This window comes from Acidihalobacter aeolianus, from assembly GCF_001753165.1.
Taxonomy (GTDB): domain Bacteria; phylum Pseudomonadota; class Gammaproteobacteria; order DSM-5130; family Acidihalobacteraceae; genus Acidihalobacter; species Acidihalobacter aeolianus.
The window spans coordinates 1264233-1288943 of sequence record NZ_CP017448.1 but is presented as its reverse complement, the minus strand read 5'-3'; the positions used below and the strand labels follow the sequence as shown (position 1 = coordinate 1288943).

Below are 24711 nucleotides of genomic sequence, written 5' to 3'. Positions count from 1 at the left end.
ATTTACTCGAAGAAGTAGCAGGCAATCTAGCCTATGGCATTTTCAGTTTACGGGTACGTGCCGAGCGAGATCATGCCATCCAAGAAAGCGAAAACCATGCTGAGCATCTACGTAAAACCATGGTGGACACCATCCAGGCAGTCGCAACTGTGGTTGAGATGCGGGATCTGTATACAGCAGGACATCAACTCAGAGTGGCAGAATTAGCCTTTGCAATCGCACAAGAAATGGGCTTAGGTGATGAATGTGCGAACGGCGTGTATCTGGCCGGTATTGTTCACGATATCGGGAAAATTCATATCCCAGCAGAAATCCTAAGCAAACCAGCCAAGTTAAGCCCCATTGAATACGAAATGGTTAAAACACATTCGCAAAACGGGTATGAGATCCTCAAAGGCATCGAATTTCCCTGGCCTATCGCACAGGCTGTATTGCAACATCATGAACGCATGGATGGCTCTGGCTATCCACAAGGGCTGAAGAACGAAAATATTCTTATCGAGGCCCGCATACTTGCTGTTGCCGACGTAGTCGATTCCATGTCCTCACACCGCCCGTATCGCGCTGGCCTGGGTATCAAATTAGCTCTAGCCGAAATTCGCAAGCATCGTGGCAAGCTTTACGACAGGGCTGTCGTAGATGCATGCCTGAAGCTGTTTCGCGAGAAACGTTTCACTTTCAGCAAATAACCCAGATCTGTCCGCCAAGACGTTTGGAACTTTCCTCCCAGAAAAATGGTCTTTGCTGCAAATTCCAGCCTAGGTCAGCATGCTCTACACCGAACCTCACTCCGGCCCCACTCCCATCGTCCAGGTCATTCGCGCCGCACGTCGCCAGGTTGCCATTGACGCCTACGAACTCGACGATACCGCGGTCATCGACGCGATTGCCGCTGCAGTGCACCACGGTGTGACGGTTCAGGTCATCCTGGCACCCCGTCCGAAAGGACGACCGGTCGGTTGGGCCCGTGAGGAATTCCATAGGCTCGCTGTGACAGGCGCGGAAGTGCGCTGGAGCCCCTATCGCTTTTCACACCGCTATGCCATCGATCATGCGCATATCGTGGTCGACGATCAGGGACGCGGCCCGTGCCTCGTCGACAGTGAAAATCTCACCTGGCGCGCCATCTTTCACGCACGGGGCAACCTGTGGATCAGTCACGACCCTGTCGTCAACAACGCCCTCGCCCAGGTTTTCGACGCGGATTGGCTCCGCCAGCATGTCGGCAGAGATCCCCGCCGCATACTGCTGGTCTCTCCCAGCAAATCGCGTCCACTCGCCCACCTGTTGCTGCAATCCGGTCCCGTCGACCTGGAAGCACGCAAATTCGGTTACCTACCCAGAATCATTCATGCGCTCGAACGCAAGGGACGGGAGGCACGCGTGATCCTGCCAGCCACGCTGAGCCGCTATGATCATGCCAACCTCAAGGGGGTACTGGGTGCCGGCGTGCAGGTTCGCTATCTACGCGGCCTGAATATCCAGGGGACCATGATCGCCGGCCCGACACAGGGATTCGTTGGCTCTCAGAATCTGTCCTGGAGCGTGCTGCATTCGAGCCGGGACGTGGGCATCGTGTTGCGCGGGCATAGTGTGGGTGCACTGCGCGCCGCGTTCGATCGTGACTGGAGACGGGCCAGCCCGGTGGCCTAACCCAGATCCGCTTTGTCGCTTGCCTGATCGCAGGGCCCGATTCGCCGGCCACTCATCTGCTCGTTCAAATGCAAGCGGATGGGACGCGAGGTATGCAGCAAATCCCGGTTACCGGCGATGACTAGGCGCACCCCGCCAGACAGACGCTGTCCTGAGTAGCGGATTCGAGCTTGCCCCGTAGCCGGCATCGCACCAGGTGGCGTGCAATGCAGACGCCATGTGAATGTCGGCCCGTGATGACCTAATAAGATTTTCCGACAATCTGCCTCGCCAACTCCAGGGAATGGATGACGAGGCGAAAGACACAACTCACGATGCCGAGGCATGAAAGAAAACGATGCCCCCGCAATTTCCTGATGGGTAGTGATGCGCCAACGTCCCGGATCGAGTTGCGTGGCTGGAAGCGCCCACACCATACCACTGTCAAATAAAAATCCTAAGGCAATGGCAAAACGCAGAGGAATGTTGTGCGCGTGCACGTCGAATGCAAAACCAAAGCAGCGGCGAAAATCGGATCCCAGCGTGTTCAGCTCGTCTTGGCTTCGTTCAAGCTCTCGATCGCCTGACGCGCTTCCTCGACCTGGTCGAGTATCTTCCGCGCATGATCGAGCATGACCAAACCCGCCTCGGTTGGGCTGACTCCCCGGTGATGCCGGGTAAACAGCGCGACGCCGAGTTCTCGTTCGAGCTTGCATAATTGCTGCGACAAAGCCGGCTGGGAAATATGCACGCGTTGCGTGGCCCGGCCGACATGTCCGACCTCTGCAATGGCAAGCAAATATCTGAGTTGTCTTAATTCCACGAAACTATTGACTCGTGGCATTGCTAAAAAGTTGCAGCAATATATCGCCAAAATGCGATTTCTATGATCGTTTTTTCTTATCGAAAAACATCAACTTATCATATCAAGATAAAATTATATCCACATGTTCTAGTGTGTTATGCGATCAGAAATCCCGCCATATCAGATATGCATTCATGTATGCATTAGCTTGCATACAACTCGAGTTTGCCGAAGTTGCGAGCTGATCGAGGAAACTGCGAATTAATTCAGTCGAGCTTCTTTTTTACCCCCTGCGATGCCTACGCGATTCCCAATGCATGTTGTTACTGACCAGTCGGCACCGATCACACTCCCTGACATCACCTACTGCCATAACCCGTTAATTCGAGATAGCCATCGCCTCTCAGTGCATGCCCTGCCCGCACACCGTCGACCGATACCGCACCTTCCCAGTAGCGCACGGCGAAGGGCAGAAGCTGATTGTCCATCTGCGCACGCACATTCAAGGACAAGCCCAGCTCAGGCACCAAGAGACGCCAGGCCACCGGGTAACGGCCACCCGATGGCGAGGTCCAAAAATCCGTCGGAACAGCCTTGATGGCGCTGGCTGTCAGGTGGATCACGTCGCCGCCGGGCGTGACATAGGTACTCGCACTATATGGATCGGTCCGCCCATCGCGGTCGCGCAGACGGTAGAACATGAGGTCGGCGCCGTCGCTCAGGCGCAGCCCGAACCAGTCCCAGCCGACCTGATCCGGAGCCAACGCGCTGGTACTCCACTCGCGATCCATCCAGGTCTGACCGGAAACCCGGAAGACCTTGCCGTCTACCTCGACGGTACCCGTGGTCGCAAGACGCGGCATCGAATAGTAATAGGAGGCATCGCCCTGCTCCGGCCCCTTTCGGCTCAACCCCCGGTCGCCGTTGAGCACCACGCCCTGCACCGGGGTCAATGTCAGGTCGACCGCGGCATGGCCGTGCCTCGCCCGCAAATGCCAGGGGAACGCTTGGCCCGCTGATGCAACCGACCAGTCGTCGACCCAGACGCGAAACGGTGCCGCCTGTGCGCCGGCCAGCCCCAGTGCGCCGCGGGAAAGGCGCTGGTAGGCAAGGAAGCGATGCCCCGCGATATCGCTGAGCGCGAAATCGGCCATGTACACCTGATTGCTGCGCCAGGCAGAGTCGCCCGGCGGCCGCTGTGGTGTCAGCGCAAAGCGGAAAACCGTGAATTCGTAACCGAAACGCCGTCCTGCGGCATCGTGCAGGGTCCCGGTGAAGTACCACCACTCGGTCCGAAAGTGCGGGTGTGGTCCAAAGTCGGCGGGAAAACTGAAAGTCCGGGGCGCCAACGCACGCGCAAAACCCGCCGCATCCGCCTGCTGACCGAGCAGCGCCTGCAGGCTTGCCTGCCCTGCGGTCTGTTGCGGCGATTGCGTCTCTAGACAGCCCGAGAGACCGAGCAGACAGACCAGCCATGCAGCCAGTATCGCGAACGTCCTCATTCCGCTCTCAGCGCCTGCGCCGGCGAGATGCGCGCCATGCACCAGGCCGGGTACAGGCCGGCCAGCAGGGAAGCGCTGAGCGCCACCACCATGGCCGCGGCAAATTCCCCTGGCGGGTATTGCAGGGGCAATGTCCAGCCGAAGGCACGCGGATTGATCACCTCGGTGAGCACCCATGCCAGACCGATCCCCAGGGGCAGCGACGCAAGCCCGGCGGCAAGGCCGAGCACGACCGTCTGCGTTCCGACCACGGCCAGGATTTCCAGCGGCGTCATGCCCAGGGCACGCAGCACGGCATGTTCGCGCGAGCGCTCCAGGGCCAGCGCCATCAGGCTGGCCAGCATGCCCACAAAGGCTACCCCGAGCAGCAGCCAGCGCAGTACGCGGGTGATCGCGAAGGTCTGGTCGAAAATATGCAGCGAGCGGCTGACGATGGCGCTGTTCGCGCGCACGCGCGCGCCGCTCGCGGCGGCCAGCGTGCGCAGCGCCGAAGCGGTGGCAGCCCGATCTGCGCCGGGCTTCAGGAAGATCGCCAGCGACCCGATGCCGTCATTGCCCCACCAACGCACATAGGCAGGGCGCGACATCAGAATCAGGCCGCGGCCGGCTGCATAGTCGCGGATCACCCCCGCGATCCGGAAGGCGTGCACGCCCTGCGGTGTATCCAGTTGCAGCGTGTCTCCGGGATGCAGGCCCAGGCGATAGGCGACCGGCTCGGATACGAAGATGCCGTCATCCGCCTCGAAGACATGCCAGACATCCGGCAGCGCCTGCTTGATCGAGGCCGCAGGGTCCACGCCCGACGGCGTGCCGAGGGCGAGGATCACGAACCGCCCGTGCGGACCTCGAACCGGTACATGCACCGCCCGGGTCACCCGCTCGACGCCGGGCAGCGCACTCACGCGGGCGGCAATCCCGGGCGGCAGCCGTGCCGAGTCGCCCCCGGCTGCCGCCAGGTAGTAATCCCCGCGCAGGGTCTGGTGAAGCCAGTCCACGACCGCGCCCCTGAAGCTCGACACCATCATGCCGACACCGATGGCGGCGGCCAGTGCGACGGCCAGTGCGGCCACCGCAAGCCCGGTGCGGCCGACTGAGCGCCGCACGTCGCTCAAGGCCAGGCGCGTGCGCACACCGGCCCGCGCTGCCAGCAGCGAGAGCAGCCAGGCCACCAGCCGCAGCCAGCTCGGCATCCACAGGCTGGCCCCGATCAAGGCGAGAAACAGACCGGCGAAGGCCGGCACCAGGGCTCGCGAAGGCAACCACAAAAAGGCGAGCCCCACGCTGACGAGCGCTCCGCCGGCCAGCAGCCGCCAGGGTTCGCGCTGTCGTGCTCGCAACTCGGCCAAAAGCGGTTCGCTGCGCCCGCGCGGCACAAGTCGATTCGCCTCCAGTGCCGGCGGCACGGCCGCTGCCAAAGCGACGCCGACCGCGGCGACCACACCGGCCGCCAATAGCCAGGGGTCGAGATAAACCCGGCTGACGGTGAGCGCGAAATACAGGTCGTCGATGGTGCGCGTGACGAGGTGAACGAGCTCGTGACCCAGCACGATACCCAGCGCAAGTCCGGCGCCGGCGCCGATCAGGGCCAGGACTACCGCTTCGGCCAGCACGCCGCGCAGGATCTCGGCGCGGGTGACGCCCTGCGCGCGCAACAGGGCGATCAGCGGACCGCGGCGCAACACCGAGAACACCATCGCGTTGTAGACCAGATAGGCACCGATCAGCAGCGCGAGCAGGCTCATGGCGGTCAGATTGAGCCGAAAGGCGCGGGTCATTCGCTCCGCCTCGCCGACCAGGGCATCGACGGGCTCAAGGTGCAGCGGCGCCGGCAGCTCGCGGCGCAGAGCCGCGGCCTGTGCGGACGTAAGCTTCAGGTCGACTTCGCTCAGATGGCGCGTCCGGCCAAGCAGTTCCTGAGCGGTGGCGATGTCCGCAAAGGCGACGCCCTGCAGCGCGGGAGCCTGTGGCCCGGAGACGTAGCCGAGTAGGCGCAGTGTTCGCGTGCGTCCGCCTACCCGTGCTGGAAAGTTGCGGCCAACGGCAAGCCCGAGGCCGGCGGCGGTAGCCCGGGTCAGCATGATGCCCTGCGGCAAAGTCATCAGCTTCAGCCCTCCGCCCGGCAATCCACCGCTCAGATGCGGCGCCAGCGCGGCCTGCGCCAGCGGCGCAATGCCGACGAGCTGCAGGGTCTGCCCGTTCACACGCAGGTTGCCGTCCACCCGCGGCGCGGCACGCTCGATCCCAAGGTCCACGCGCAGCCGCACGTACCAGGCCTGCGGCACGCCCCGCGGCCCGCCGAGCAGACGGTAATTCGCCGCGCCGCCCAGCGCCTGGGTGGAGAGTCTGAATCCCTTGAGCGCGCTTTCGTTGGCGAGCTGTACGGCCACCACCACGGCAACGCCCAGGGCGACGCTGAGCAGGGCCAGGGCGAGCTGGGTCGGGCTGCGCAGCCAGTAACGCAGGCCGGCTCGCGCGAGCAGGCGACTCACGCCGGCACCAGCGCCCCGGAGGCGAGGCGCAGCCGCCGCTGCGCCGCCGCGGCAACCGCTTCGCTGTGCGTCACCATGATCAGCGTGGCACCGTCGCTGCGCACGGTGTCGAGCAGCAGCGTCAGCACCTCGGCGCCGGTCGCGGCATCCAGGCTGCCGGTCGGCTCATCCGCCAGGATCAAGGCCGGACGATGGGCCAGCGCGCGGGCGATCGCGACACGCTGCTGCTCGCCGCCGGAAACCTGTTCCGGATAGGCGTCCGCGCGCGCTTCGAGACCGACACGGCGCAACAGATCCAGTGCCTGGCGGCGTGCTCCCTGGGGCTTGGCACCATTGAGCTCGCGCGGCAGGCGCACGTTTTCCAGCAGAGTGAGGCTGGGTACGAGATTGAAGAACTGGTAAACGAAACCGATATGGCGGCGACGAAACAGCGTACGCTCGCGCTCGCCCAGGGCCGTCAGCTCGACCCCGGCCACCCACACGCGCCCCGAGGCTGGCGACTCGATGCCCGCAATCAGATTCAGCAGCGTCGATTTGCCTGCGCCGCTGGCGCCGATCAGGGCAACGGACTCGCCGCGTTCGAAACGCGCGTCGACCTTTTCCAGCACCGCGTGGCGATCGGTGCCGTCGCGATAGTAATGACTCAGGCCCCAAAGGCGGACCTGCGGCGCGTTGTCAGTCACCCTGCACCGTGACGATGAGCCGGCGCGCTAAAGCACCCGTACGATGCTCCCACAAGAACACGCCCTGCCAGGTCCCGAGGGCCAACACCCCGTCGCGCACGGGAATAGTGAGATCGCTGCCGGTGAGCACGCTGCGCGCATGCGCGGGCATGTCGTCGGGTCCCTCGTTCTGATGCACGAACAGCGGGTCGCCGTCGGGGATCATGCGCGCCATCAAGGCCTCCAGATCGCGTCGCACATCGGGATCGGCGTTCTCGCACAGCATCAGCGAGGCGCTGGTATGGCGCACGAAGACATGACAAAGACCGGTGCCGATGCCACAGCCGTGCACATGACCTTTGAGCATATCGGTCAATTCGTAGCTACCCCGCCCCCGCGTTTCGACCGTCAGCTCGAACTGTTGAGTCGGCATGCATGCTCCCGATTCTGTGGTATCCCTGCGCCGGCAGGGAGAGGATAATGTCGACAGGTTCTCGTGTTATCAATCAGTACGATAGCCGGAACAGTTTAACAGGATTGACACTCGTGCCCCGTAGCATGATCGCTGGCCACCCCTATCAACCGGTCGAGCAAGCGCATGAATATCCTGATGCTGAGCGATGTGTATTTCCCACGCGTGAACGGCGTGTCGACATCCATCGCCACCTTCCGCCGCGAACTCGATGCGCTGGGGCACCGCGTCCACCTGATCGCGCCGGCCTATCCGGGAGCCAGCGACGACGAACCCGGGATCACCCGCGTAGCGGCGCGCTATCTGTTTGCCGACCCGGAAGACCGCATGATGCGGCGCGGTCGGGTGTTGTCCCTGACCGGCACGCTGGCGGCACAGGATTTCGACATCATCCATATCCAAACGCCCTTCATCGCCCACCATGCCGGCGTGCGCCTGTCTCGACGCCTCGGTATCCCCCGGGTCGAGACCTACCATACCTTCTTCGAGGAATACCTCTACCACTATCTGCCCTGGGTACCCTCGGCGCTGACCCGCTTCGCCGCGCGGCGGTTTTCGGCCATGCAGTGCAACGACCTGGACGGCCTCGTCGTTCCTTCGACGGCGATGGCGGAGCGTCTGCGGGTCTACGGCGTGCACGTGCCGACACGCATCATCCCCACCGGGGTCGACACGCTGAACCCCGCCGGCGACGGCGCCGCGTTCCGGCGCGATCTCGGCATCGCCGCTGATCGCCCGACGCTGGTCCACGTGGGACGCATCGCGCACGAGAAGAACATCGATTTCCTGCTGCACATGCTCGATCGGGTCCGCCGAGAGATTCCCGAGGTCCTGCTCATCGTCGCCGGAGAAGGTCCTGCGTTACGCCACCTCAAGCAACTCGGCCACCGTCTCGGCCTCGACGGGCATCTGCGTTTCGTCGGCTATCTCGACCGCCGCCAGACCCTGGCCGACTGCTACCGTGCCGCCGACGCCTTCGTCTTCGCTTCGCGCACCGAAACCCAGGGCCTGGTGCTGCTCGAGGCGCTGAGCCTCGGCGTGCCGGTGATCTCGACGGCAATCATGGGCACCCGCGACATTCTGACGGAGCAAGGCGGCGGCGCGCTCGTCGCCGAAGACGATCTGACCGATTATTCGGCCAAGGTGATCGCCCTGCTGCGCGACCTGCAACTGCGTGCAAAACTTGCCGCGGAAGGTCCCGCATACGCCGAACAGTGGAATGCCGCTGCGCAGGCACGGCGGCTGGCCGGTTTCTACACCGACATCATCCATCACAATGCGGCGACCGACATGGAGCAACCGGCTGTGGGTAGCACGCCTCACTAGGGCCTGTTCACACTCTGGGGTAGCGAGCTGTTGTGACTGAAAAACCGCCAATCAAGGCGCGAGGAGCGCAGTTTGGTGATGCCAAATCAGCGACGAGCAACGCCGAGTGGCGGTTTTTCAGCCGCAACCCGTAGGGCCGGCCGCTTTGCGCGCCTCGCGGCGCCTGGCGAGCCACGCAAAGTGGCTCCGGCAGCACGCCACCCCAGAGTGTGAACAGGCCCTAGCCACGCAGATGGCACAATAGCCGGCGTTCCCGCTACGATGCCCGACATACAGGACGCCATGCCGCCGTTCCGTTTCCGTCTCCCCGCTCTACCCTTGACCCTGGGGCTTTCCGTCGCGGTACGCGGCACGCTCGCAACCGCCGTGCCGCTGCTCGGTTTCGGTGCGCTGCACCTGCCGATCGTCTCCCTGCTGGCCACGCTTGGCGCACTGCAGACATCCATCGCCGACGTCGGCGGACCCTACCGCGACCGTTTCATCACCCTCACGCTGGCCAGCCTGCTTGAGCCGCTGGCCGCCGTCGCCGGCCAGGCGCTATCCCCCTGGTGGTGGGCGGCAACCCTGGCCGCCACACTGATTGCCTTCGGAATCGGCCTTGCGCGCGCCTTCGGCCAGATCGGCGCCGCCCTGGGTTTTGCCACCGGCATGTCCTATCTGGTCGGCCTCGTCATACCGGCAGCCACCGCCGGGCCGGCGATGTTGGGCGGCAGTTTGTTCATGGGCGCGGGATGGACCCTGCTCGTCGCCCTCGCATTCTGGAAGCTGCGTCCGTACAAACGTGCGGAATACGAAACCGCCGAATGTTTCACGGCCTGTGCCGAGGTGATCGCCGCGGCCGCCGCGGATATCGCCGGCGATGTACCCGCGACCGAAGGCCTGCGTCTGGCACGCACGCACCACGAACTGCGGCGCCGGGTCGAACTGGCCCGCACCACGCTCGAACAGCTGCGCCGCGACGCCGACGGCCGCAATCTCACCTTGCCGCGTCTGCTGGTGCTCGTGCGCTCGGCGGCACGCATCGCTGCCAATGCCCTGGCGGTCGGCGAACTCACGGCGATCCGCGCCCACTGTGCGCAACCGGGCCGCACCGCGCTCGCCCGCACACTTGCCGCGTTGGAGCGGGTTTGCCGCGAAAGCGCCCGGCATATCGCCTTCGGCCAGCAACAACTGGATACACGGGAATACGAGGCGGAGCTGAACCGCCTTTCCGCTTCGCTCGCACAACTGCGCCACGCACCCGACTGCCCGCCTCAGCCCTGGATCGAACTCGAGCATGCCCTCGCCGCGCTGGACCGCAACCGCCCCCACCTAGGCAATGCGGCCGAAGTGCTCGCGCAGCTCTTCGGCGACGAACACGGCACCGGCAGCCGCCTCTTTCCCCGCCTGTATGCGCGCGAGTTCCTGCACCGCGGCTTGAGCAATCTGCGCGCGAACCTGCAGCCTGGTTCGGTGATCTTCCGCCATGCCCTGCGCCTGGCGCTGGCCGTAGCCGCAGGCAGCGCGCTCTACACCGGGCTGGGTCTGCCACACGGCATCTGGATACCGCTGACCGTCCTCGTGGTATTGCAACCGGACGTCGGCGGTACCCGCGAGCGGGCGCTGCAGCGCACCGTCGGCACAGTGGCCGGCGTGGCGCTTGCAGGTCTGCTGATTACCTGGATCGACGACACCGACATCGTCAATCTGCTGTTGGTCGCCCTGACCTTCTTCACCCTGCTGTTTCTGCGCCGACGCTACGCACTGGCCGTGACGCTGCTGACGCCATTGATCATCCTGCTGCTGGAAAGACTCGCACCCAGCGGCCTGGCGCTAGTGTTCGAGCGCATCGCGTATACGACGGCAGGGGCCGCGCTCGCCCTCGCCGCGGGTTACTGGCTATGGCCTTCCTGGCAGCGCCGGCAGCTGCCTGTGCAGATCGCCGCCACCCTGGATGCGACTGCACGTTATGCGGCCGCCACCCTGGCGCACCTGAGCGCCGATACCGGCGTCGACGAAGGAACGATCGAACTGCGCCGCGCAGCGGAAACCGAATCCGCGAATGCCGATGCCGCCTATCAACGCATGCTCGCCGAGCCACGCCGACAACGCGAAAACGAGCTCGCCTACCTGGCCCTGGTGAGCTACAACGAACGTCTCGTCCGTCACCTGACCGATCTCGACGAATTCCTCGGCACGGGCGAAGCTGCCGCCGCGGCCCCGGCGCTGGAAGAATGGATCGCCGCCGTGCGGGAGACGCTGGAGCGGATTGCGCAATCCTCGAAGGAAAAACCCATGAAGGAACTCGGCGACCTGCACGAGTTGGAAAGCGCCAACGCACGCATGAGCCCTGCACTGGGACGCTGGCAAGCAGCGGACCGCGAGCACCCCTATCCGGTGCTGCGACAGGCACTGCTGGAAAAGATCGCGACCGACGTCTCCGCGCTGTTCGCCGCCGCCTGGCGCCTCAGGCACGGAGGCGACTCCCAGCCCAGGGAACGGCTATAGTAGGAATCCCGCATCCCCCGGATGCGATGCGACGCCGAGCCCGATCCGATGACCCTCAACGAACTCCGCTACGTCGTGGCCCTGGCACGGGAGCGTCATTTCGGACGTGCGGCAGCGAGCTGTTTCGTCAGCCAGCCCACGCTCAGCGTCGCAGTCAAAAAGCTCGAAGAGGAACTCGGCTCGCCGCTGTTCGAACGTGCCAGCAGCGACATCACCCTGACCCCGCTGGGCGAAGCCGTGGTGGTGCACGCCCAGTCGATTCTCGAAAGAGTGGAGAGCATCCGCCATCTGGCGCAGGGACATGCCGATCCGCTGCACGGCGTCCTACGCCTTGGCGCCATCTATACCGTTGGCCCCTATCTGCTGCCCCAACTGATCCCCAACCTGCATACGCTGGCGCCGCACATGCCGCTGCAGATCGAGGAAGGCTTCACCGCCGATCTGCGCCGTCGGCTCAAGCAGGGCGAACTCGACGCCATCCTCGTCGCCCTGCCCTTCGACGAGGCCGGCATCGAGGTGCGTCCTCTGTACGAGGAACCGTTCGTGGCCCTGCTGCCCGCCTCCCATCCATTGATCGGCCAGCCGGAGATCCCGCTCGCGGCACTCGCCGGCGAGGAACTTCTGCTGCTCGGCTCCGGACACTGCCTGCGCGACCAGATACTCTCCGCCTGCCCGGAGTGCGCCCGCGCACAAAGTAGCGGCCAGATGGGGGAAACCCCGCTGGCCGGCAGTTCGCTGGAAACCCTGCGTCACATGGTCGCCTCGGGGTTGGGCGTGACCGTACTTCCCTGCACCGCCGCCGGCGCGGAACATTACGCCGGGCGGCTGGTGACCGTACGCCGCCTGGCCGAGCCGGTACCCCACCGCTGCGTCGCCCTGGCCTGGCGGTCCGGTTTCCCCCGCCAGGCCGCGATCGACACACTCGCCCAGGCCATCCTGAGCGCCCCGATGAGCTGCGTGAAACCCTGCTGAAGCCGCTCAGGCTACTTGTGAAACCGGCATCCCGCGCGGCGATTCAAGCCAGCGGGTCAGCGCCTCGGAGTCGCCCAGATAGGTGCCGTCGACGAAGATCTGCGGCACCGTATCGCGCCCCGTGGCCGCACGTACGCCACGCATGCCGACACCCTCGCCCACCGTCACTTCCTCGTAAGCCTGGCCCTGTGCGGCAAGCTGCTCCTTGGCCCTGCGGCAGTACGGGCAGCCGGGGCGGGTGAACACGAGGATATCGTGCGGCTTTTCCGCGGCCGGGTTCAGGTAGGCGAGCATCGTGTCGGCATCGGACACCTCGAAGGGGTCGCCCTCCACTTCCGGCTCGATGAACATCTTCTCGATGATGCCATTGCGCACCAGCATCGAGTAACGCCACGAGCGTCCGCCGAAGCCGAGATTTCGCTTGTCCGCCAGCATGCCCATGGCCGCGGTGAACTCGGCATTGCCATCCGGCAGGAAACGGATATTCTGCACGCGCTGATCCTTGCGCCACGCGTCCATCACGAAGGCGTCGTTGACCGAGACGCAAACGATCTCGTCGATGCCATTGGCCTGGAACGTCGGCGCCAACTCGTCGTAACGCGGCACATGACTGGATGAGCAGGTCGGCGTGAATGCGCCGGGCAATGAAAATACGATCACGTTGCGCCCGGTGAAAATCTCGCTGCTGGACACCTCGGCCCAGCCTTCGGCGTCACGCGCCTTGAAAACGATCTCGGGGACGGCCTGCCCCTCACGATGCTGGTACATAACAAACCTCCCAATTCAGGTTTTGCGGTCGCGACGGTCTGTCACGACCTGACGGAAACCAGCATAAGGGCGGGTCAATAATAAATAAAATGAATTGTTTTAATTTACCTGATAGTCAAAAACTATTCATAACAGGGACAACTGATCTCCGCTGCGCGGCGGCACGCTGAAATGCCCGGTTTCCAGTGGCGGCAAGCCGCGATCCAGGCCCTCGCGGCGGCGGGCTGCGCGAAAGCGCTGGGCAACGAGATCGGCAAAGACGCCGCGCCCGCGCATGCGCACACCGAACTCCGCTTCGTACTCGCGTCCACCGTGCATCTGCCGCAGGAGACTCAATACATGCTCCGCACGCCCTGGCGCGTGCGCCTGCAGCCATTCGGTGAATAGCGGCTTGACCTCGCGCGGCAGGCGCAGCATGACGTAACCGGCGCCGGAAGCCCCCGCTTCGGCAGCGGCATGAAGCACCTGCTCCATTTCGTGATCGTTGAGCGCCGGAATCACCGGCGCGAACAGCACACCGCTGGGGACGCCCGCTGCAGAGAGGCGCGACATGGCCTCCAACCTTCTTTTCGGCGCACTGGCGCGCGGTTCAAGCGCTCGCGCCAGCGTCCCATCCAGTGTTGTCACCGAAAAGAACACCTGAGCCAGCCCGAGCCCTGCCATCTCCGACAACAGATCCGCGTCGCGTTCGACAAGGGCAGATTTGGTGACGATGGAGATGGGTTGACGATAGGCTAGACAGACCTCGAGCAGGCTCCTGGTAAGCTCGGTACGACGCTCAACCGGTTGATAGGCGTCGGTGTTGATGCCGAGCGCGATCGGCGAACAGACATAGTCGGGGTGGGCCAGTTCGTCGGCAAGCCGCGTCGGGGCATCGGGCTTGTGGAACAGACGGGTCTCGAAATCCAGACCGGGCGAAAGTCCGAGGTAGGCATGGGTCGGACGCGCGAAACAGTAACTGCAGCCGTGTTCGCATCCGCGATAGGGATTCACCGATAGTTCAAAGGCGACATCGGGAGAATCGTTGCGGCTGATGACGCGGCGCGCAGCATCGATACCGAGCTGTGTCCGCAGTGGCGGCCGAGACTCTCCGCTGCCCGGCCAACCGTCGTCCACTGCCTCCTTGTGCAGCGCCTCGTAACGCCCCGTGCGGTTGGTGGCGGCACCTCGCCCCTTGCGCGGTGCGGGTACAATATCGTCCGCTGAATCCTGGCTCATGGACTGGGGATCGGCTGCTCGGTCAAAGCGAATTCTTGGCCATCGATCCGGTCTACACAAGACCGCATAGCGACGACGAGGGGAACGAACCATGACGCAAGACGCAGGATACCGCATCCATACGCTGTCCCTAGGGCCCATGGACAATTTCGTCTACCTGATTCAGGACCTTGCGAGTCAACGTGCCGCCGTCGTCGACCCTGCCTGGGACGTACCTGCCATCCGCAGGCTTGCGGACGAAACTGGCGTACGCATCACCGACATACTGCTGACGCACAGCCATCACGACCATATCAACGGCGTCGACGAACTGCTGCAGGCCACGGACGCCGAGGTCCACCTGCTCAAACCCGAGGCGAGTTTCTGGGGACACCCGCTTGCCAAACCCAGCCTGCATCACGGCGGCGACCGATTCCAACTCGGCGATACCGAAATCGAACTGCTGCACACGCCTGGGCACACCCCGGGTTCTACCTGCTATCGCCTCGGCGACGACCTCATCACGGGAGACACGCTGTTCGTCTTCGGCTGCGGGCGCTGCGATCTGAAAGGCGGCGATCCCGAGGCAATGTTCGACACCTTGCGCCATCTGCGCGAGGACCTGCCTGCGGACACACGCATTCGCCCCGGACACAACTACGCGGAAAAAACGACCTCGACGATCGAGGAACAGGCACGCTGCAACCCATTCATGCACTTTGCCGACGTCGATCGTTTCGTGCACTACCGTCAGCACGAACACGACCGGATTCGCAGCACGCCTTACCCCCCCGAATGCAAAGACTGAAGACGATTAATTGACGCGCCCACCGGGAAGTCTGCCCATATGGTGTCAACGTTCTGTCCATGGCCCATCAACCCACTTCAACAACACACCTAATCTATTGTTTAATTTGATAAAAATCCAAATAACATCCAAGTGGCACGGAATTCGCATACCCTATCGCAAACACATGCGAGCCGAAACCATGGCGATATTCCGTTTCCCTAAATCAGAAGATCAAAACGTCCCTTCGGAAAACGGCAGCATCATCGCCCCCGGCGCCTTCGATGCCTTACTCAAGCTACAAGCCACCTTGGACGTCGAAGAGCTTCTGGCGCATTTCATATCACTGATCACAGCCGAACTTTCCATCGATGGCTATAGCTATATCGGTCCACAAGGATCGGCAATTCATTGCCAGGGCGGCCATACCAACCGGCACGCGCTTGCCTATCAACTGATGGTGGAAGCGGAACAACTCGGGGAGCTCTTGGTTTACCGTTCGCGCCCTTTCAGCGAGGCCGAAAGCATGACCTTGGAAGACATGCTCTGCCTGGTGGTATATCCATTGCGCAACTGCCTGCGCTACCAGGAAGCCATTCGTTCCTCGTTCACAGACCCGCTGACCGGCCTCGGCAACCGCTCCAATATGCTTCCCCAGATACAACGTGAGATCAGCCTCAGCAACCGGGAAGCCAGATTGGCAAGCCTGCTGATGATCGACATCGACCACTTCAAGAACATCAACGACACGCAGGGGCATCTGAGCGGCGATCAAGTCATCATCTGCATCGCCGACATCATTCGCAGAACAGTCCGCGATTTCGATCTGGTGTATCGCTATGGCGGCGAAGAATTCGCCATTTTGCTAGTCAACACCGATGGTGTTCGAGCACACCAGGTTGCCGAACGCCTGCGCAAGAATGTGGAGGGTCACACTTGTCGTCTGAATAACGGGCGGTCTGTATCGCCAACCATTAGCGTCGGTGTCAGCGAGTTGGAACGACACGATACGCCGCAAACTCTGATCGAACGGGCCGACCGGGCTCTCTACCGCGCAAAGTCCGATGGACGCAACTTAGTCAGGCAGGAGAAGTTCTAGGGACAGACGGGCCAACCGACCCCGTTTTCGGCTAAAATGACTGATAGCCTCCCTAGAATCCAGGCCCATGCGCCCAGTGCAATTCGAGCCCTCGCTACACGGTAGCCATTACGAAGTCATTACCCATCCACCAAGGATTTTCCGTCTGTTGCGCGAGATCCATCAGGAACGGGCGATGATTACGCTCATTCCAGAAGACGGCAAGCAGGCATTCAGCACGGCGATACTCGAAGACGACGAGCAGTCGCAAGACCATCAATATTTCATGCTCGATGAATTCGTCCCTCGAGAGGGCAATGCGAGCATTGGCCCCCACACGCGTATCTGGCTTCTTGGGCAACTCAAGGGCGTCAAGTTCGCGTTCGAAACAGAAATCGTCGAAAACAGCAGCGAAAATGGCATCCCCTTTCACCGAGCAGCGCTACCTCACTCGATTCGCTACGAACAGCGTCGCAACAGCTATCGAGTCAGTATCGCGCTCGGGATCAAGGCAGGTATCCGTCTTGGCTCAAGCCCAATGGCCCACCCGCTGACCGGCCAATTGCGAGATCTTTCCGTGGGCGGGGTTTCGGCATTGCTCCCCACCTTGAATGCATCGTCCATAGAACCGGGTGTTTTGATGCCCCATTGTGAAGTCGAACTTCCAGGTGAAGGCGTAATCGTGACCGAAACAGAAATCCGGCATGTACGCTCGACCACAGATACCACCAACACCCACGTTGGACTCGCATTTCGTAACCTGACGGCGGACGCTCAACGCCAAGTGCAACGCAGCGTCAGCTACCTGGAACGTGAGCAGTTGCGCAAGCAGACGGACGATGACTGACATCTGGATGGAACAATTCCCGGGCAGCAACGGGAAGTGCAGCCATGCCTGACGAGCGCCTGGGACAGGCCGAATATGACGCCTTCCGTCGCTTTCTGTCCGATGCATGCGGCATCATGCTGGGAGATAACAAACACTACCTCGTGGTGAGTCGCCTGAACCGCATGGTGCGGGAGGCGAACCTTCCGTCAATCAGCGCCCTGCTCTCCCGGTTACCGCACGACCGCGAACTCGCACGCCTGGCCGTAGAGGCGATGACCACCAACGAAACCTCCTGGCTTCGCGACCAACACCCCTTCATCTGCCTGCGCGACCAAATACTTCCCGAGCTTGCACGCCGCGGCACGTCATTACGCATGTGGTCGGCAGCCTGCTCCTCGGGCCAGGAACCCTATTCGCTAAGCATGATGATCGACGAATGTCAGCGCAGCCAAGCCGGTGTCTCCCTGGTAAATACCCAAATCGTCGCCACGGATGTCTCGAAACAGATACTCGACGAGGCCCGAGCCGCCAGCTATGACACTTTCAGCATGACGCGAGGCCTCTCGGACGACATGCGGCAACGCTATTTTGTGAATAAAGGCGACCGCTGGGAGGTCATACCGAAGGTGAAGAACCGAGTCTCCTTTCGGGAATACAACCTCATGCAGAGTTTTGCCCCTCTGGGTAAATTCGATGTGATTTTCTGTCGCAACGTGCTGATCTATTTTTCAGCAACTGCGAAGGAGGACATCCTTAGGCGTCTCGCGCAAGCACTGAACCCTGGCGGGTATCTCTTCCTGGGTTCTGCTGAGACAGCGGGGGCTGCAAGTGACCTACTTGAACTAGCCAGATTCAATCCTGGAAGCGCCTACCGCAGACGCTGAAGGAGATTGCTACGCACACAAACTCGAAGCGCACTGACGGCCTAAACCTTGGCCAGCGGTTGGCCTCCGATGCCCATGCCTGGATCTCGACCGTAGGTTGGCGGCTCGACTGGCTCGCCACGCAGCACTCGCAGCACTCTGAGAATCTGGCGCTGCCCATTCTGATTCAACGCCCGATTATGCCGATTCAGCTGCTCACAAAGCGCAGTTTCAGCGATCAGATCCTCCCAAGCCTTAACGACTCTGGCAGGCGCCGTGCCCAAATATGCACGCATCCCAGCAGGCTCAGTTCCGATACCGGCACGCCGAAGGCATTCGGTGCGTTGCGCAGTTAGCGCCTCAAGGACATCCACCAAGGATTGCTTCCTTTTCGCGAGTATCGGTAGCCGGTCGGCGTACAGGTGTTCGAGTGCATCGGCTTCATCCTGCAATTCGGCATGCAGTCTACCCATGGCATCCAACTCGGCTGCCAATATAGTCAGCAAATCTGCCTGAACCTCGTGATTACCGATGTCACCCATGGCGGTACCTCATATGCCCTCTGCCCGCCTCACTAGTTCTTGGTCAATCCTTCGAGTCCCAAAAGCTTGCTGGCAATACGTTGAGGGTCGATGGAATACTGCCCGTTCTGAATCGATTGCCGTAACTGGGCTACCCGTTGTTTATCGACAACAGGCTGCTGTGCCAGCCCCGCCTGCAGCTGGGCCAATTGCTGACCGCCGCTGGTCAGGCTAACGGAATCGCTTGTGGCAGGCGTTCCCTGGGTAGTAGCTGCACCTTGCTGCTCCGCCGCCTGTGGCGTAACGCGATTTGCAGTCTGAGTGTCTCCAACAGTTTTGGTACCACCCTGTGAAGAAACATTCTTGAGATCGATATTCATAGCCTTCACCCTATAGCCGCATGCCGCCGGGGATCCACATTGGCACGGGTTCGCGCCAGCTTACACCAACTGACATCAGCTTTATCGGCAAGTTGTTGTGGAACTTTAGTCCCGATCGGGGGCTAGAACCAGGTTTCATCATCTTTACCCACCTACGCTTACCCGGCCGGGGCCGGCCACAACTCCATCGATGATCCTGTGCGAACGACTGTTACGCACCTTGACCCATTGCCCGCGCGCACCAGACGCCAGCGCCACACCCTCGGTACTAACCTCGATGCCCTCCGCGGATGAAACCAAGGTGACCTGCTGGCCGCGCTTGACGAGTATGGGCGGCGCCAGCATGCCGGGCAGAATAACCTGACCGGCGTTTGTCTGCCGCATAACTATTTGGCCAAGCGCTTGCGACTCGGCGGTCAGATAGCCGTAGGCCAGGTTACCGAGATCGCGGGTCGCCAACTTCAGATCACCCGCCCCCAATTGCTCACCCCGAACCAGCGGACGAGCAGCCACTACCACCGGCAGTCGCGCAGATACCTTGACCGGAACATACAAGGTCCACGGATGTACACCGTTGCAGCGCACACCGATCACGGTATTACCGACGACTGCGCCGCCATTTGGCCGAAAGGTCGACAACGACTGCCCGCAAGCAGCCAGCGCCAGGCGGGCGTCGAGCGGCGCAGGCGCCACTGATAACTTAGCGCCTGGCAATTCACTACGGGCAGCAGAAAGGGCATAACTGCTCGCTGCTCGAAGTATTGCAGCATGTGGCTCATAGGTCGGTGCTGCGATTGCTGTCAGAGGAAACACGCCAACCCACCCAGCCCCAGCCCACGCCAATCCCTCGCAGACCAGCCGCCGGATTTTCGACGCCAACCCATGAAGGTCGCATCCAATACTCGACAATATTTTGACCACAGCCACACTACCCGGCTCAATAGCCTATTCTGTATCCAATGGAGCAAATTTCACTTCATATGATCAAGCAAAATACAGACCAAGTACTTTTAACAGCGTGAGCAGATTTTTCACGAACAACCTAAACTCTGGGCGTTTACTGCCGACATCGTTTGCATAAAACCATGATTAGCCAAAGCAAGGGGCCGCATGACCGACATCCTCACTGCTGTAGACAAGCGCACTAGACTCGCTGGCCAAAATCGCCTGGAACTTCTGTTGTTCCGGTTAGACAAACGCCAGATCTTCGCCATCAACGTTTTCAAAGTACGTGAAATCATCCCCCTACCGACACTGAAAACGGTACCTCAGGCGCATCCTTACATCCTGGGTATCGCCAATATCCGGGGGCGTCCCACTTCAATCATTGAAGTAGCGAGGCCCTTGGGTCTGCGCAGCGCGCCGTCGGACCAGGAAAGCTTCGTCATCGTCACCGAATTTAACCGCACCGTGCAGGGTTTTCGCGTCTCTGCCGTAGAACGCATTATCAACATCAGTTGGGAATCGGTATTGCCTCCGCCCAAAGGCAGTCGGTCTGGCCACTATATGACGGCTGTCACCCAGTACGAAGACCAGCTCATAGAGATACTTGACGTTGAACGCATCCTAGCAGACGTTCAAGGACTCAACACGGACGTGTCCGAGAACATCCGCGAGAACGATTCCACACATCAGGACCAGGTTTACCGCGTACTCGTAGCTGATGACTCGTCCGTAGCCCGACTTCAGGTCAGGCGTACGCTCGAACAACTTGGCATGGAGGTCATCCTCGCCAATGATGGTCGCGAGGCCCTGGATAAGCTCGAGGCTATCTTCTCTTCAGGCGGCAGCGAGCGTCCCGTCGACCTTGTCGTATCGGACATCGAAATGCCCCGCATGGATGGTTATACGCTATGCAGTCGCATACGAGCCGATAAGCAGATGGCTGACCTACCGATCATCCTACACACCTCGCTAAGCGGCTCATTCAATCAAGCCATGGTAGATCGCGTGGGTGCAACAGCCTTCCTGCCTAAATTTCAACCCAACGAATTCGCCGAAGCGATTCTGCACATACTTCACCCGGACACGCCTAGAGAGGCATAATCGCTCACGGCCCCGCGGCTCTTCCGGGCACCTCTTACTAAGAAACCTTCGAGCCTAAATCATGGCCAATACGGATATTTCCCTTAGCGTGCTAAGTCGCCTTGAGCCTTTGCAGCACCTGAACGAAACGGCGCTGCAAGGCCTGCAGGCCCAATTGCGAGTGGATCAATTGGAGGCCGGCAAGCGCTTGCCTGCACGCAACAAGGAACGCTGGATCAGCTATGTGCTTGAAGGAAGCATGGATCTGATGCGCGGCAATACTTCCCTCGGCCGGATAGATGCCGCTGAGGACAACGGCCGCGCGACGCAACCGCTATTTGCCGATGGCCTGGATGTTGAATTTGCAGCCGCCATCACCTCTACACGACTGCTCAGCATCAGTCGACGAGCGCTAGAGGCCACATTGGCCGCCGAAACAAGTCATTACGAAGTCGGAGAACAAAGCCTTTCCTCGACCGAGGGTGAACTGCTCGAACAGTTCTACAAGGCCCTCAGCGATGGCAAGATGCAATTGCCCAGCATGCCAGAGATTGCATTGCGCATCCGCGAACTGACTGCCGACGAGGATGCCAGCCTCAACGACCTGGCCAAGGTCATCCAAATTGACCCATCCTTAACCGCCCGTCTGATCCAGGCCGCGAACAGCGCTGCCTATCGTGGGACTAGAGCCGTGGGCTCGGTACGCGAAGCGATCACACGCCTAGGCCTCAAGCGTACCGCCAGCCTCGCATTCAGCATCACCATGCACAATGTATTCAAGGCAAAATCTGCGAAGATTTCCCATCAGATGCAGAGTCTTTGGGAAAACAGTGTTGAAGTATCCGCCATTGCCTATATCATCGCCCGCCATTCCAGACTGATGGACCCGGACCATGCATTGCTTGCAGGCTTGATGCACCGGGTCGGCGCGGTACCGATACTCCTTTTTTCCGAAAACCTCGATACGCATGACGCCGACGTCAACCTCGCGATCAACCGCCTGGCACCCATGATTGGTGGGGTATTGCTGAAGGAATGGGGGTTTGCTCAGGATATTGTTCAAGCCATCGAGGAAGGAGAACAATGGACGCGCAATCCAGATGCGCCCGCTGACTTATGCGACATCGTTATCGCCGCAAGATTGTATGCCGATATCCGCAATGACCGCACCTTGCCAATCGACTCACTGAACGAAGCCCCTGCTTTCCGTAAACTAGGGCTCGGCGACATCGGCTCGGATCGCTCGTTACAGATGCTGGAGGATGCCGCGGAGGAAATCGCGAGCATTCGCGAGTTTCTCAGCTGAGAAACCGCACCACATTCGCACACCGACTGCAGACAATCCAATGACGGCACAATGCCGGGGAAGCGCATTCTGTGGAATTCGGTTTACGCATCGACAGCCAAAGCCTAGCTCAGAGCAACAGCTCAGCCGGTCGACTTGAAGTCGCTGCCTGGCGAGTCGGTCAAATTCTCCGCGCGTTTGTGGTTGAAGGAACACCTGCCCAAGCGGGTGGTGGGCAGGCAAAATTGCAGATCGGTGGCTTACTGATACCTGTCCGCTCATCTACTCCGCTACAAACTGGAGAATCACTCCGCCTAAGTGTTCAACGCACGCCAAATGAAGTCGTGCTCAGACAAATGCCACCCGCAGCATCTTCATCAACTCCTCCCCAGACCGCGGCCGTAGAGCGCGCCTTGCGCAGCCTCCTCCCGGTACAGCAAGCCTTAGACAGCTCACTACGCGCTTTGAGCAAGCTTCTACCGCAACTTCCGACAACCACCGCAGCACCTGCACGCGGGCTGCTAAACAACACCCCCACCCCAGCGCAGCTCGCTACCCCCACCGGCTTAAAACAAGCGTTGAATAACTCCGGCCTATCGTTGGAAGCTCGCTTGGTCGGAGGAAGCACCCCGCCCCCCTCTGATATGAAGATTGCTGTCGGGCGTCTACTGGAATCAATTCCCAATCAGGTACCGGAACACACGGCATTGGCACAAACCCGCCAAATCGGTGAAAGCATCCAGGCACGAATAGGAATCCATCAACTTGCAAGCCAACCCACAGCCAATACAACTAATGCGCCGTTGGTTTGGACCATCGAACTACCCATTGCCCAAGGTCAGGACTTTCATAGCCTACACATAGAAATAGAAAGTGACTCCCCATCCTCAGAGCACGAGACAGCGCAGGAAAATTGGACCGTACGCATACAGCTCCCACTCGGCGAATCAAACACACTAGAGGCCGTCGTAACTAACCGGCTCAATATCGTATCGGCGCATTTCTGGTCCTCGAACCCGAGTATTACAGATCGGATCTCCAATGCGCTGCCAGAGCTCGCCGCCGCGTGGGAAAGTCACGGACTGACGCCGGGGCTGCTGCAAAGTCATCACGGGACAGCGCCGGGCTCGCCGTCGGTCACCCCGACAACTTCTGGATTAGTCGATACTCGAGCATGAGCGAAAATACGCTTCCTCCGACGGTTCTAAGACGTCTCGCCATCGCGCTCAAATACAACGGCGAGGGCGCACCACGCGTGACCGCCAAGGGGCAGGGGGAAATCGGTGAGCGGATTATGGAAATCGCACGCTTGCATAACGTACCCATGCGCGCTGATGCCCAGTTATGCCAGGTTCTGGCTCAAGTGCCACTGGGAGACGAAATACCGGAAAGTCTGTATGTGGCAGTCGCTGAAGTTCTAGCGTTCGCGTATCGGATCGGGTGGAGTACCGGTGATGCGTTCATCGAACTGCCGGAAAATGCTGAGGATGTTCAACCTACAGGAGGATCCTGATGCTCCCCATTGCCGTCACCGGCTTCGTGCAATGCCTTCAGTAGGTCGACCTCTCCCCGAGACAATCCGCAAACCGTCATCAGTTCCTCCGCAGGAATACCTCGCTCAAGCAGTTTAAGCGCCTGTACGTGCGCCCCCCCCGTCCCTTGAGCACGAAGCTCCTGACTATCCAGGCGTTCGCGCAGGCGGCTATATAACGTGTCAAATCGTTCTTCCAACTCCGCGTCCCGCTGGCGCACCTCATTTACCGACTGACGCAGTGCATCCACCTGCGATTGCAGCAGGTTTCCCTGTTGCTTTGCCTGTTCGCGTTCGCCTCTCAATCGCAGAACCTGCCATGCAGCCCATGCTGCGATCACGGGAAAGTAGATCAGGTCCAGCGCTACCAATACGCTCAGCCAATCGATATGCATGCGCCGCGTTCAGACGTATTCATCAACATGTCCAGGTTCCGCCGGAGGGCGGTTCTTTTTATCATGCTCAAGATTATTCACCGGCGAACGTCGTATTGGGGGTTTGGCGGGCTCATTACCGGACCCAGTGTACCCTTGCTGACGTGACGGCACAGCGGGATGTAGGGGCTCGATTCTGTCTTCGGCCACCGTGACGCACCGCGTTCACATCGCCGCCAACTCAGCCCACTCTTCTTCATTGAGCAGCTTCTCCACATCGACCACGATAATCAGTTCCTTATCGCGCGACGCGACGCCATGGATGTACCGAGCAGCCTCCTCGTTACCCACGCTCGGGCTAGGATCGATTTCATCCTGACGAATGCGCACAACCTCGGCCACCCCGTCGACCAATATTCCCACATCCTGACCAGCCGCCTCCAGCACGATGATACGGCTGGAATCATCGGGTTCGGTGAACTCCAGGCCAAGGCGCTGCCTTGCGTCTATCACCGTGACCACATTACCACGCAAATTTATGATGCCTAGGACGTATTCTGGCGCCCCCGGGACCGGCGAAATCTCTCCAACTCGCAAAACTTCCTGCACTCGCATCACATCAAGTGCATACACCTCTCCACTGAGGAAAAAAGTTACGCATTGCAGTTCATCTACTTTGCTCATATTGTTTTTTTCTGCCATCTCGCTACCCTCTTGCCCATCGGC

25 protein-coding genes are annotated in these 24711 nt (G+C 60.9%); 13 read left to right on the top strand and 12 right to left on the bottom strand.

Translation table 11 applies throughout. The features are described from left to right. The first annotated feature begins 119 nt into the window (after positions 1–119). Positions 120–689 carry an HD-GYP domain-containing protein gene (locus tag BJI67_RS05985; protein WP_070072262.1) on the top strand — a complete coding sequence of 190 codons (570 nt, stop codon included), beginning with the start codon at positions 120–122 and terminating at the stop codon, positions 687–689. A gap of 79 nt (positions 690–768) precedes the next feature. After that, positions 769–1653 (top strand): phospholipase D-like domain-containing protein, encoded by an 885-nt coding sequence (locus BJI67_RS05980; protein ID WP_070072261.1) that lies wholly within the window; start codon positions 769–771, stop codon positions 1651–1653. Between the two features lie 526 nt (positions 1654–2179). On the opposite strand, the gene BJI67_RS05975 is transcribed toward BJI67_RS05980, so the two are convergent. The 5 genes from BJI67_RS05975 to BJI67_RS05955 form a co-directional block, all read right to left on the bottom strand. Next, positions 2180–2455 carry a LysR family transcriptional regulator gene (locus tag BJI67_RS05975; protein WP_083250980.1) on the bottom strand — a complete coding sequence of 92 codons (276 nt, stop codon included), beginning with the start codon at positions 2453–2455 and terminating at the stop codon, positions 2180–2182. Positions 2456–2796: 341 nt separating this feature from the next. Beyond that, entirely contained in the window at positions 2797–3939 is a 1143-nt protein-coding gene (locus tag BJI67_RS05970; RefSeq protein WP_070072259.1) for a lipocalin-like domain-containing protein, read from the bottom strand. Beyond that, positions 3936–6428, bottom strand: a complete 2493-nt coding sequence (locus BJI67_RS05965) for an ABC transporter permease (protein ID WP_070072258.1) — start codon at positions 6426–6428, stop codon at positions 3936–3938. The genes BJI67_RS05970 and BJI67_RS05965 overlap by 4 nt, the downstream gene beginning before the upstream one ends. Beyond that, positions 6425–7111 (bottom strand): ABC transporter ATP-binding protein, encoded by a 687-nt coding sequence (locus tag BJI67_RS05960; protein WP_070072257.1) that lies wholly within the window; start codon positions 7109–7111, stop codon positions 6425–6427. The genes BJI67_RS05965 and BJI67_RS05960 overlap by 4 nt, the downstream gene beginning before the upstream one ends. Next, positions 7104–7523: a secondary thiamine-phosphate synthase enzyme YjbQ gene (locus BJI67_RS05955; RefSeq protein WP_070072256.1), complete on the bottom strand. Its 420-nt coding sequence runs from the start codon at positions 7521–7523 to the stop codon at positions 7104–7106. The genes BJI67_RS05960 and BJI67_RS05955 overlap by 8 nt, the downstream gene beginning before the upstream one ends. A 165-nt stretch (positions 7524–7688) precedes the next feature. Between BJI67_RS05955 and BJI67_RS05950 the strand changes: the two genes are divergently transcribed. The 3 genes from BJI67_RS05950 (at position 7689) to BJI67_RS05940 (ending at position 12347) form a co-directional block, all read left to right on the top strand. Beyond that, positions 7689–8888, top strand: a complete 1200-nt coding sequence (locus BJI67_RS05950; protein WP_070072255.1) for a glycosyltransferase — start codon at positions 7689–7691, stop codon at positions 8886–8888. A gap of 261 nt (positions 8889–9149) precedes the next feature. Then, positions 9150–11375, top strand: coding sequence for an FUSC family protein (locus tag BJI67_RS05945; RefSeq protein WP_070072254.1), 2226 nt, complete (start codon positions 9150–9152; stop codon positions 11373–11375). A 48-nt stretch (positions 11376–11423) separates the two neighbouring features. Beyond that, positions 11424–12347 (top strand): hydrogen peroxide-inducible genes activator, encoded by a 924-nt coding sequence (locus BJI67_RS05940; protein ID WP_070073994.1) that lies wholly within the window; start codon positions 11424–11426, stop codon positions 12345–12347. Between the two features lie 6 nt (positions 12348–12353). On the opposite strand, the gene BJI67_RS05935 is transcribed toward BJI67_RS05940, so the two are convergent. Continuing rightward, positions 12354–13115, bottom strand: a complete 762-nt coding sequence (locus BJI67_RS05935) for a glutathione peroxidase (protein WP_070072253.1) — start codon at positions 13113–13115, stop codon at positions 12354–12356. 126 nt (positions 13116–13241) lie between these two features. Continuing rightward, positions 13242–14333, bottom strand: coding sequence for a PA0069 family radical SAM protein (locus BJI67_RS05930; RefSeq protein ID WP_070072252.1), 1092 nt, complete (start codon positions 14331–14333; stop codon positions 13242–13244). Between the two features lie 91 nt (positions 14334–14424). On the opposite strand from BJI67_RS05930, the gene BJI67_RS05925 reads away from it, so the two are divergent. The 4 genes from BJI67_RS05925 (at position 14425) to BJI67_RS05905 (ending at position 17890) form a co-directional block, all read left to right on the top strand. Continuing rightward, positions 14425–15120: an MBL fold metallo-hydrolase gene (locus BJI67_RS05925; protein ID WP_070072251.1), complete on the top strand. Its 696-nt coding sequence runs from the start codon at positions 14425–14427 to the stop codon at positions 15118–15120. Positions 15121–15301: 181 nt separating this feature from the next. Then, positions 15302–16198 (top strand): GGDEF domain-containing protein, encoded by an 897-nt coding sequence (locus BJI67_RS05920; RefSeq protein WP_197513330.1) that lies wholly within the window; start codon positions 15302–15304, stop codon positions 16196–16198. Positions 16199–16265: 67 nt separating this feature from the next. Beyond that, complete coding sequence (locus BJI67_RS16690; protein ID WP_083250676.1) at positions 16266–17024, top strand: flagellar brake protein; 759 nt, start codon at positions 16266–16268, stop codon at positions 17022–17024. Positions 17025–17068: 44 nt separating this feature from the next. Then, positions 17069–17890 carry a CheR family methyltransferase gene (locus BJI67_RS05905; RefSeq protein WP_070072247.1) on the top strand — a complete coding sequence of 274 codons (822 nt, stop codon included), beginning with the start codon at positions 17069–17071 and terminating at the stop codon, positions 17888–17890. Between the two features lie 41 nt (positions 17891–17931). Here the strand turns inward: BJI67_RS05905 and BJI67_RS05900 are convergent, their stop codons facing one another. The 3 genes from BJI67_RS05900 to flgA all read right to left on the bottom strand — a co-directional run bounded on the left by BJI67_RS05900 (position 17932) and on the right by flgA (position 19583). Beyond that, on the bottom strand, positions 17932–18411 hold the full coding sequence (locus BJI67_RS05900) for a flagella synthesis protein FlgN (RefSeq protein ID WP_070072246.1): 480 nt from the start codon (positions 18409–18411) through the stop codon (positions 17932–17934). 32 nt (positions 18412–18443) lie between these two features. Continuing rightward, complete coding sequence (gene flgM / locus BJI67_RS05895; RefSeq protein ID WP_070072245.1) at positions 18444–18770, bottom strand: flagellar biosynthesis anti-sigma factor FlgM; 327 nt, start codon at positions 18768–18770, stop codon at positions 18444–18446. Between the two features lie 144 nt (positions 18771–18914). Further along, on the bottom strand, positions 18915–19583 hold the full coding sequence (gene flgA / locus BJI67_RS05890; RefSeq protein WP_070073993.1) for a flagellar basal body P-ring formation chaperone FlgA: 669 nt from the start codon (positions 19581–19583) through the stop codon (positions 18915–18917). A 297-nt stretch (positions 19584–19880) separates the two neighbouring features. Here flgA and BJI67_RS05885 point away from each other — a divergent pair, with 297 nt between their 5' ends. From BJI67_RS05885 to BJI67_RS05875, 4 genes are all read left to right on the top strand, one after another. Continuing rightward, positions 19881–20816 (top strand): chemotaxis protein CheV, encoded by a 936-nt coding sequence (locus BJI67_RS05885; RefSeq protein ID WP_070072244.1) that lies wholly within the window; start codon positions 19881–19883, stop codon positions 20814–20816. Positions 20817–20877: 61 nt separating this feature from the next. Beyond that, positions 20878–22101 (top strand): HDOD domain-containing protein, encoded by a 1224-nt coding sequence (locus tag BJI67_RS05880; RefSeq protein WP_083250674.1) that lies wholly within the window; start codon positions 20878–20880, stop codon positions 22099–22101. Positions 22102–22172: 71 nt separating this feature from the next. Continuing rightward, positions 22173–23258, top strand: a complete 1086-nt coding sequence (locus BJI67_RS17310) for a flagellar hook-length control protein FliK (protein WP_156782042.1) — start codon at positions 22173–22175, stop codon at positions 23256–23258. After that, positions 23255–23593: an EscU/YscU/HrcU family type III secretion system export apparatus switch protein gene (locus BJI67_RS05875; RefSeq protein ID WP_070072242.1), complete on the top strand. Its 339-nt coding sequence runs from the start codon at positions 23255–23257 to the stop codon at positions 23591–23593. The genes BJI67_RS17310 and BJI67_RS05875 overlap by 4 nt, the downstream gene beginning before the upstream one ends. Here the strand turns inward: BJI67_RS05875 and BJI67_RS05870 are convergent. Beyond that, positions 23572–24006 carry a DUF2802 domain-containing protein gene (locus tag BJI67_RS05870; protein ID WP_070072241.1) on the bottom strand — a complete coding sequence of 145 codons (435 nt, stop codon included), beginning with the start codon at positions 24004–24006 and terminating at the stop codon, positions 23572–23574. The two genes, BJI67_RS05875 and BJI67_RS05870, sit on opposite strands and share 22 nt — an antisense overlap. Before the next feature lie 204 nt (positions 24007–24210). Then, a complete protein-coding gene (locus BJI67_RS05865) occupies positions 24211–24669 on the bottom strand; it encodes a chemotaxis protein CheW (protein ID WP_456236531.1) in 459 nt (152 codons plus the stop codon). Positions 24670–24711: the final 42 nt, after the last annotated feature.

What these genes read in the sequence shown, in the direction of transcription:
- BJI67_RS05985 (WP_070072262.1), top strand. Translation starts at nt 120, where the DNA reads ATGGTGGACACCATCCAGGCAGTCGCAACTGTGGTTGAGATGCGGGAT.
- BJI67_RS05980 (WP_070072261.1), top strand. Translation starts at nt 769, where the DNA reads ATGCTCTACACCGAACCTCACTCCGGCCCCACTCCCATCGTCCAGGTC.
- BJI67_RS05970 (WP_070072259.1), bottom strand. Translation starts at nt 3,939, where the DNA reads ATGAGGACGTTCGCGATACTGGCTGCATGGCTGGTCTGTCTGCTCGGT.
- BJI67_RS05955 (WP_070072256.1), bottom strand. Translation starts at nt 7,523, where the DNA reads ATGCCGACTCAACAGTTCGAGCTGACGGTCGAAACGCGGGGGCGGGGT.
- BJI67_RS05950 (WP_070072255.1), top strand. Translation starts at nt 7,689, where the DNA reads ATGAATATCCTGATGCTGAGCGATGTGTATTTCCCACGCGTGAACGGC.
- BJI67_RS05945 (WP_070072254.1), top strand. Translation starts at nt 9,150, where the DNA reads ATGCCCGACATACAGGACGCCATGCCGCCGTTCCGTTTCCGTCTCCCC.
- BJI67_RS05940 (WP_070073994.1), top strand. Translation starts at nt 11,424, where the DNA reads ATGACCCTCAACGAACTCCGCTACGTCGTGGCCCTGGCACGGGAGCGT.
- BJI67_RS05935 (WP_070072253.1), bottom strand. Translation starts at nt 13,115, where the DNA reads ATGTACCAGCATCGTGAGGGGCAGGCCGTCCCCGAGATCGTTTTCAAG.
- BJI67_RS05930 (WP_070072252.1), bottom strand. Translation starts at nt 14,333, where the DNA reads ATGAGCCAGGATTCAGCGGACGATATTGTACCCGCACCGCGCAAGGGG.
- BJI67_RS05925 (WP_070072251.1), top strand. Translation starts at nt 14,425, where the DNA reads ATGACGCAAGACGCAGGATACCGCATCCATACGCTGTCCCTAGGGCCC.
- BJI67_RS05920 (WP_197513330.1), top strand. Translation starts at nt 15,302, where the DNA reads ATGGCGATATTCCGTTTCCCTAAATCAGAAGATCAAAACGTCCCTTCG.
- BJI67_RS16690 (WP_083250676.1), top strand. Translation starts at nt 16,266, where the DNA reads ATGCGCCCAGTGCAATTCGAGCCCTCGCTACACGGTAGCCATTACGAA.
- BJI67_RS05905 (WP_070072247.1), top strand. Translation starts at nt 17,069, where the DNA reads ATGCCTGACGAGCGCCTGGGACAGGCCGAATATGACGCCTTCCGTCGC.
- BJI67_RS05900 (WP_070072246.1), bottom strand. Translation starts at nt 18,411, where the DNA reads ATGGGTGACATCGGTAATCACGAGGTTCAGGCAGATTTGCTGACTATA.
- flgM (WP_070072245.1), bottom strand. Translation starts at nt 18,770, where the DNA reads ATGAATATCGATCTCAAGAATGTTTCTTCACAGGGTGGTACCAAAACT.
- BJI67_RS05885 (WP_070072244.1), top strand. Translation starts at nt 19,881, where the DNA reads ATGACCGACATCCTCACTGCTGTAGACAAGCGCACTAGACTCGCTGGC.
- BJI67_RS05880 (WP_083250674.1), top strand. Translation starts at nt 20,878, where the DNA reads ATGGCCAATACGGATATTTCCCTTAGCGTGCTAAGTCGCCTTGAGCCT.
- BJI67_RS05875 (WP_070072242.1), top strand. Translation starts at nt 23,255, where the DNA reads ATGAGCGAAAATACGCTTCCTCCGACGGTTCTAAGACGTCTCGCCATC.
- BJI67_RS05870 (WP_070072241.1), bottom strand. Translation starts at nt 24,006, where the DNA reads ATGCATATCGATTGGCTGAGCGTATTGGTAGCGCTGGACCTGATCTAC.
- BJI67_RS05865 (WP_456236531.1), bottom strand. Translation starts at nt 24,669, where the DNA reads ATGAGCAAAGTAGATGAACTGCAATGCGTAACTTTTTTCCTCAGTGGA.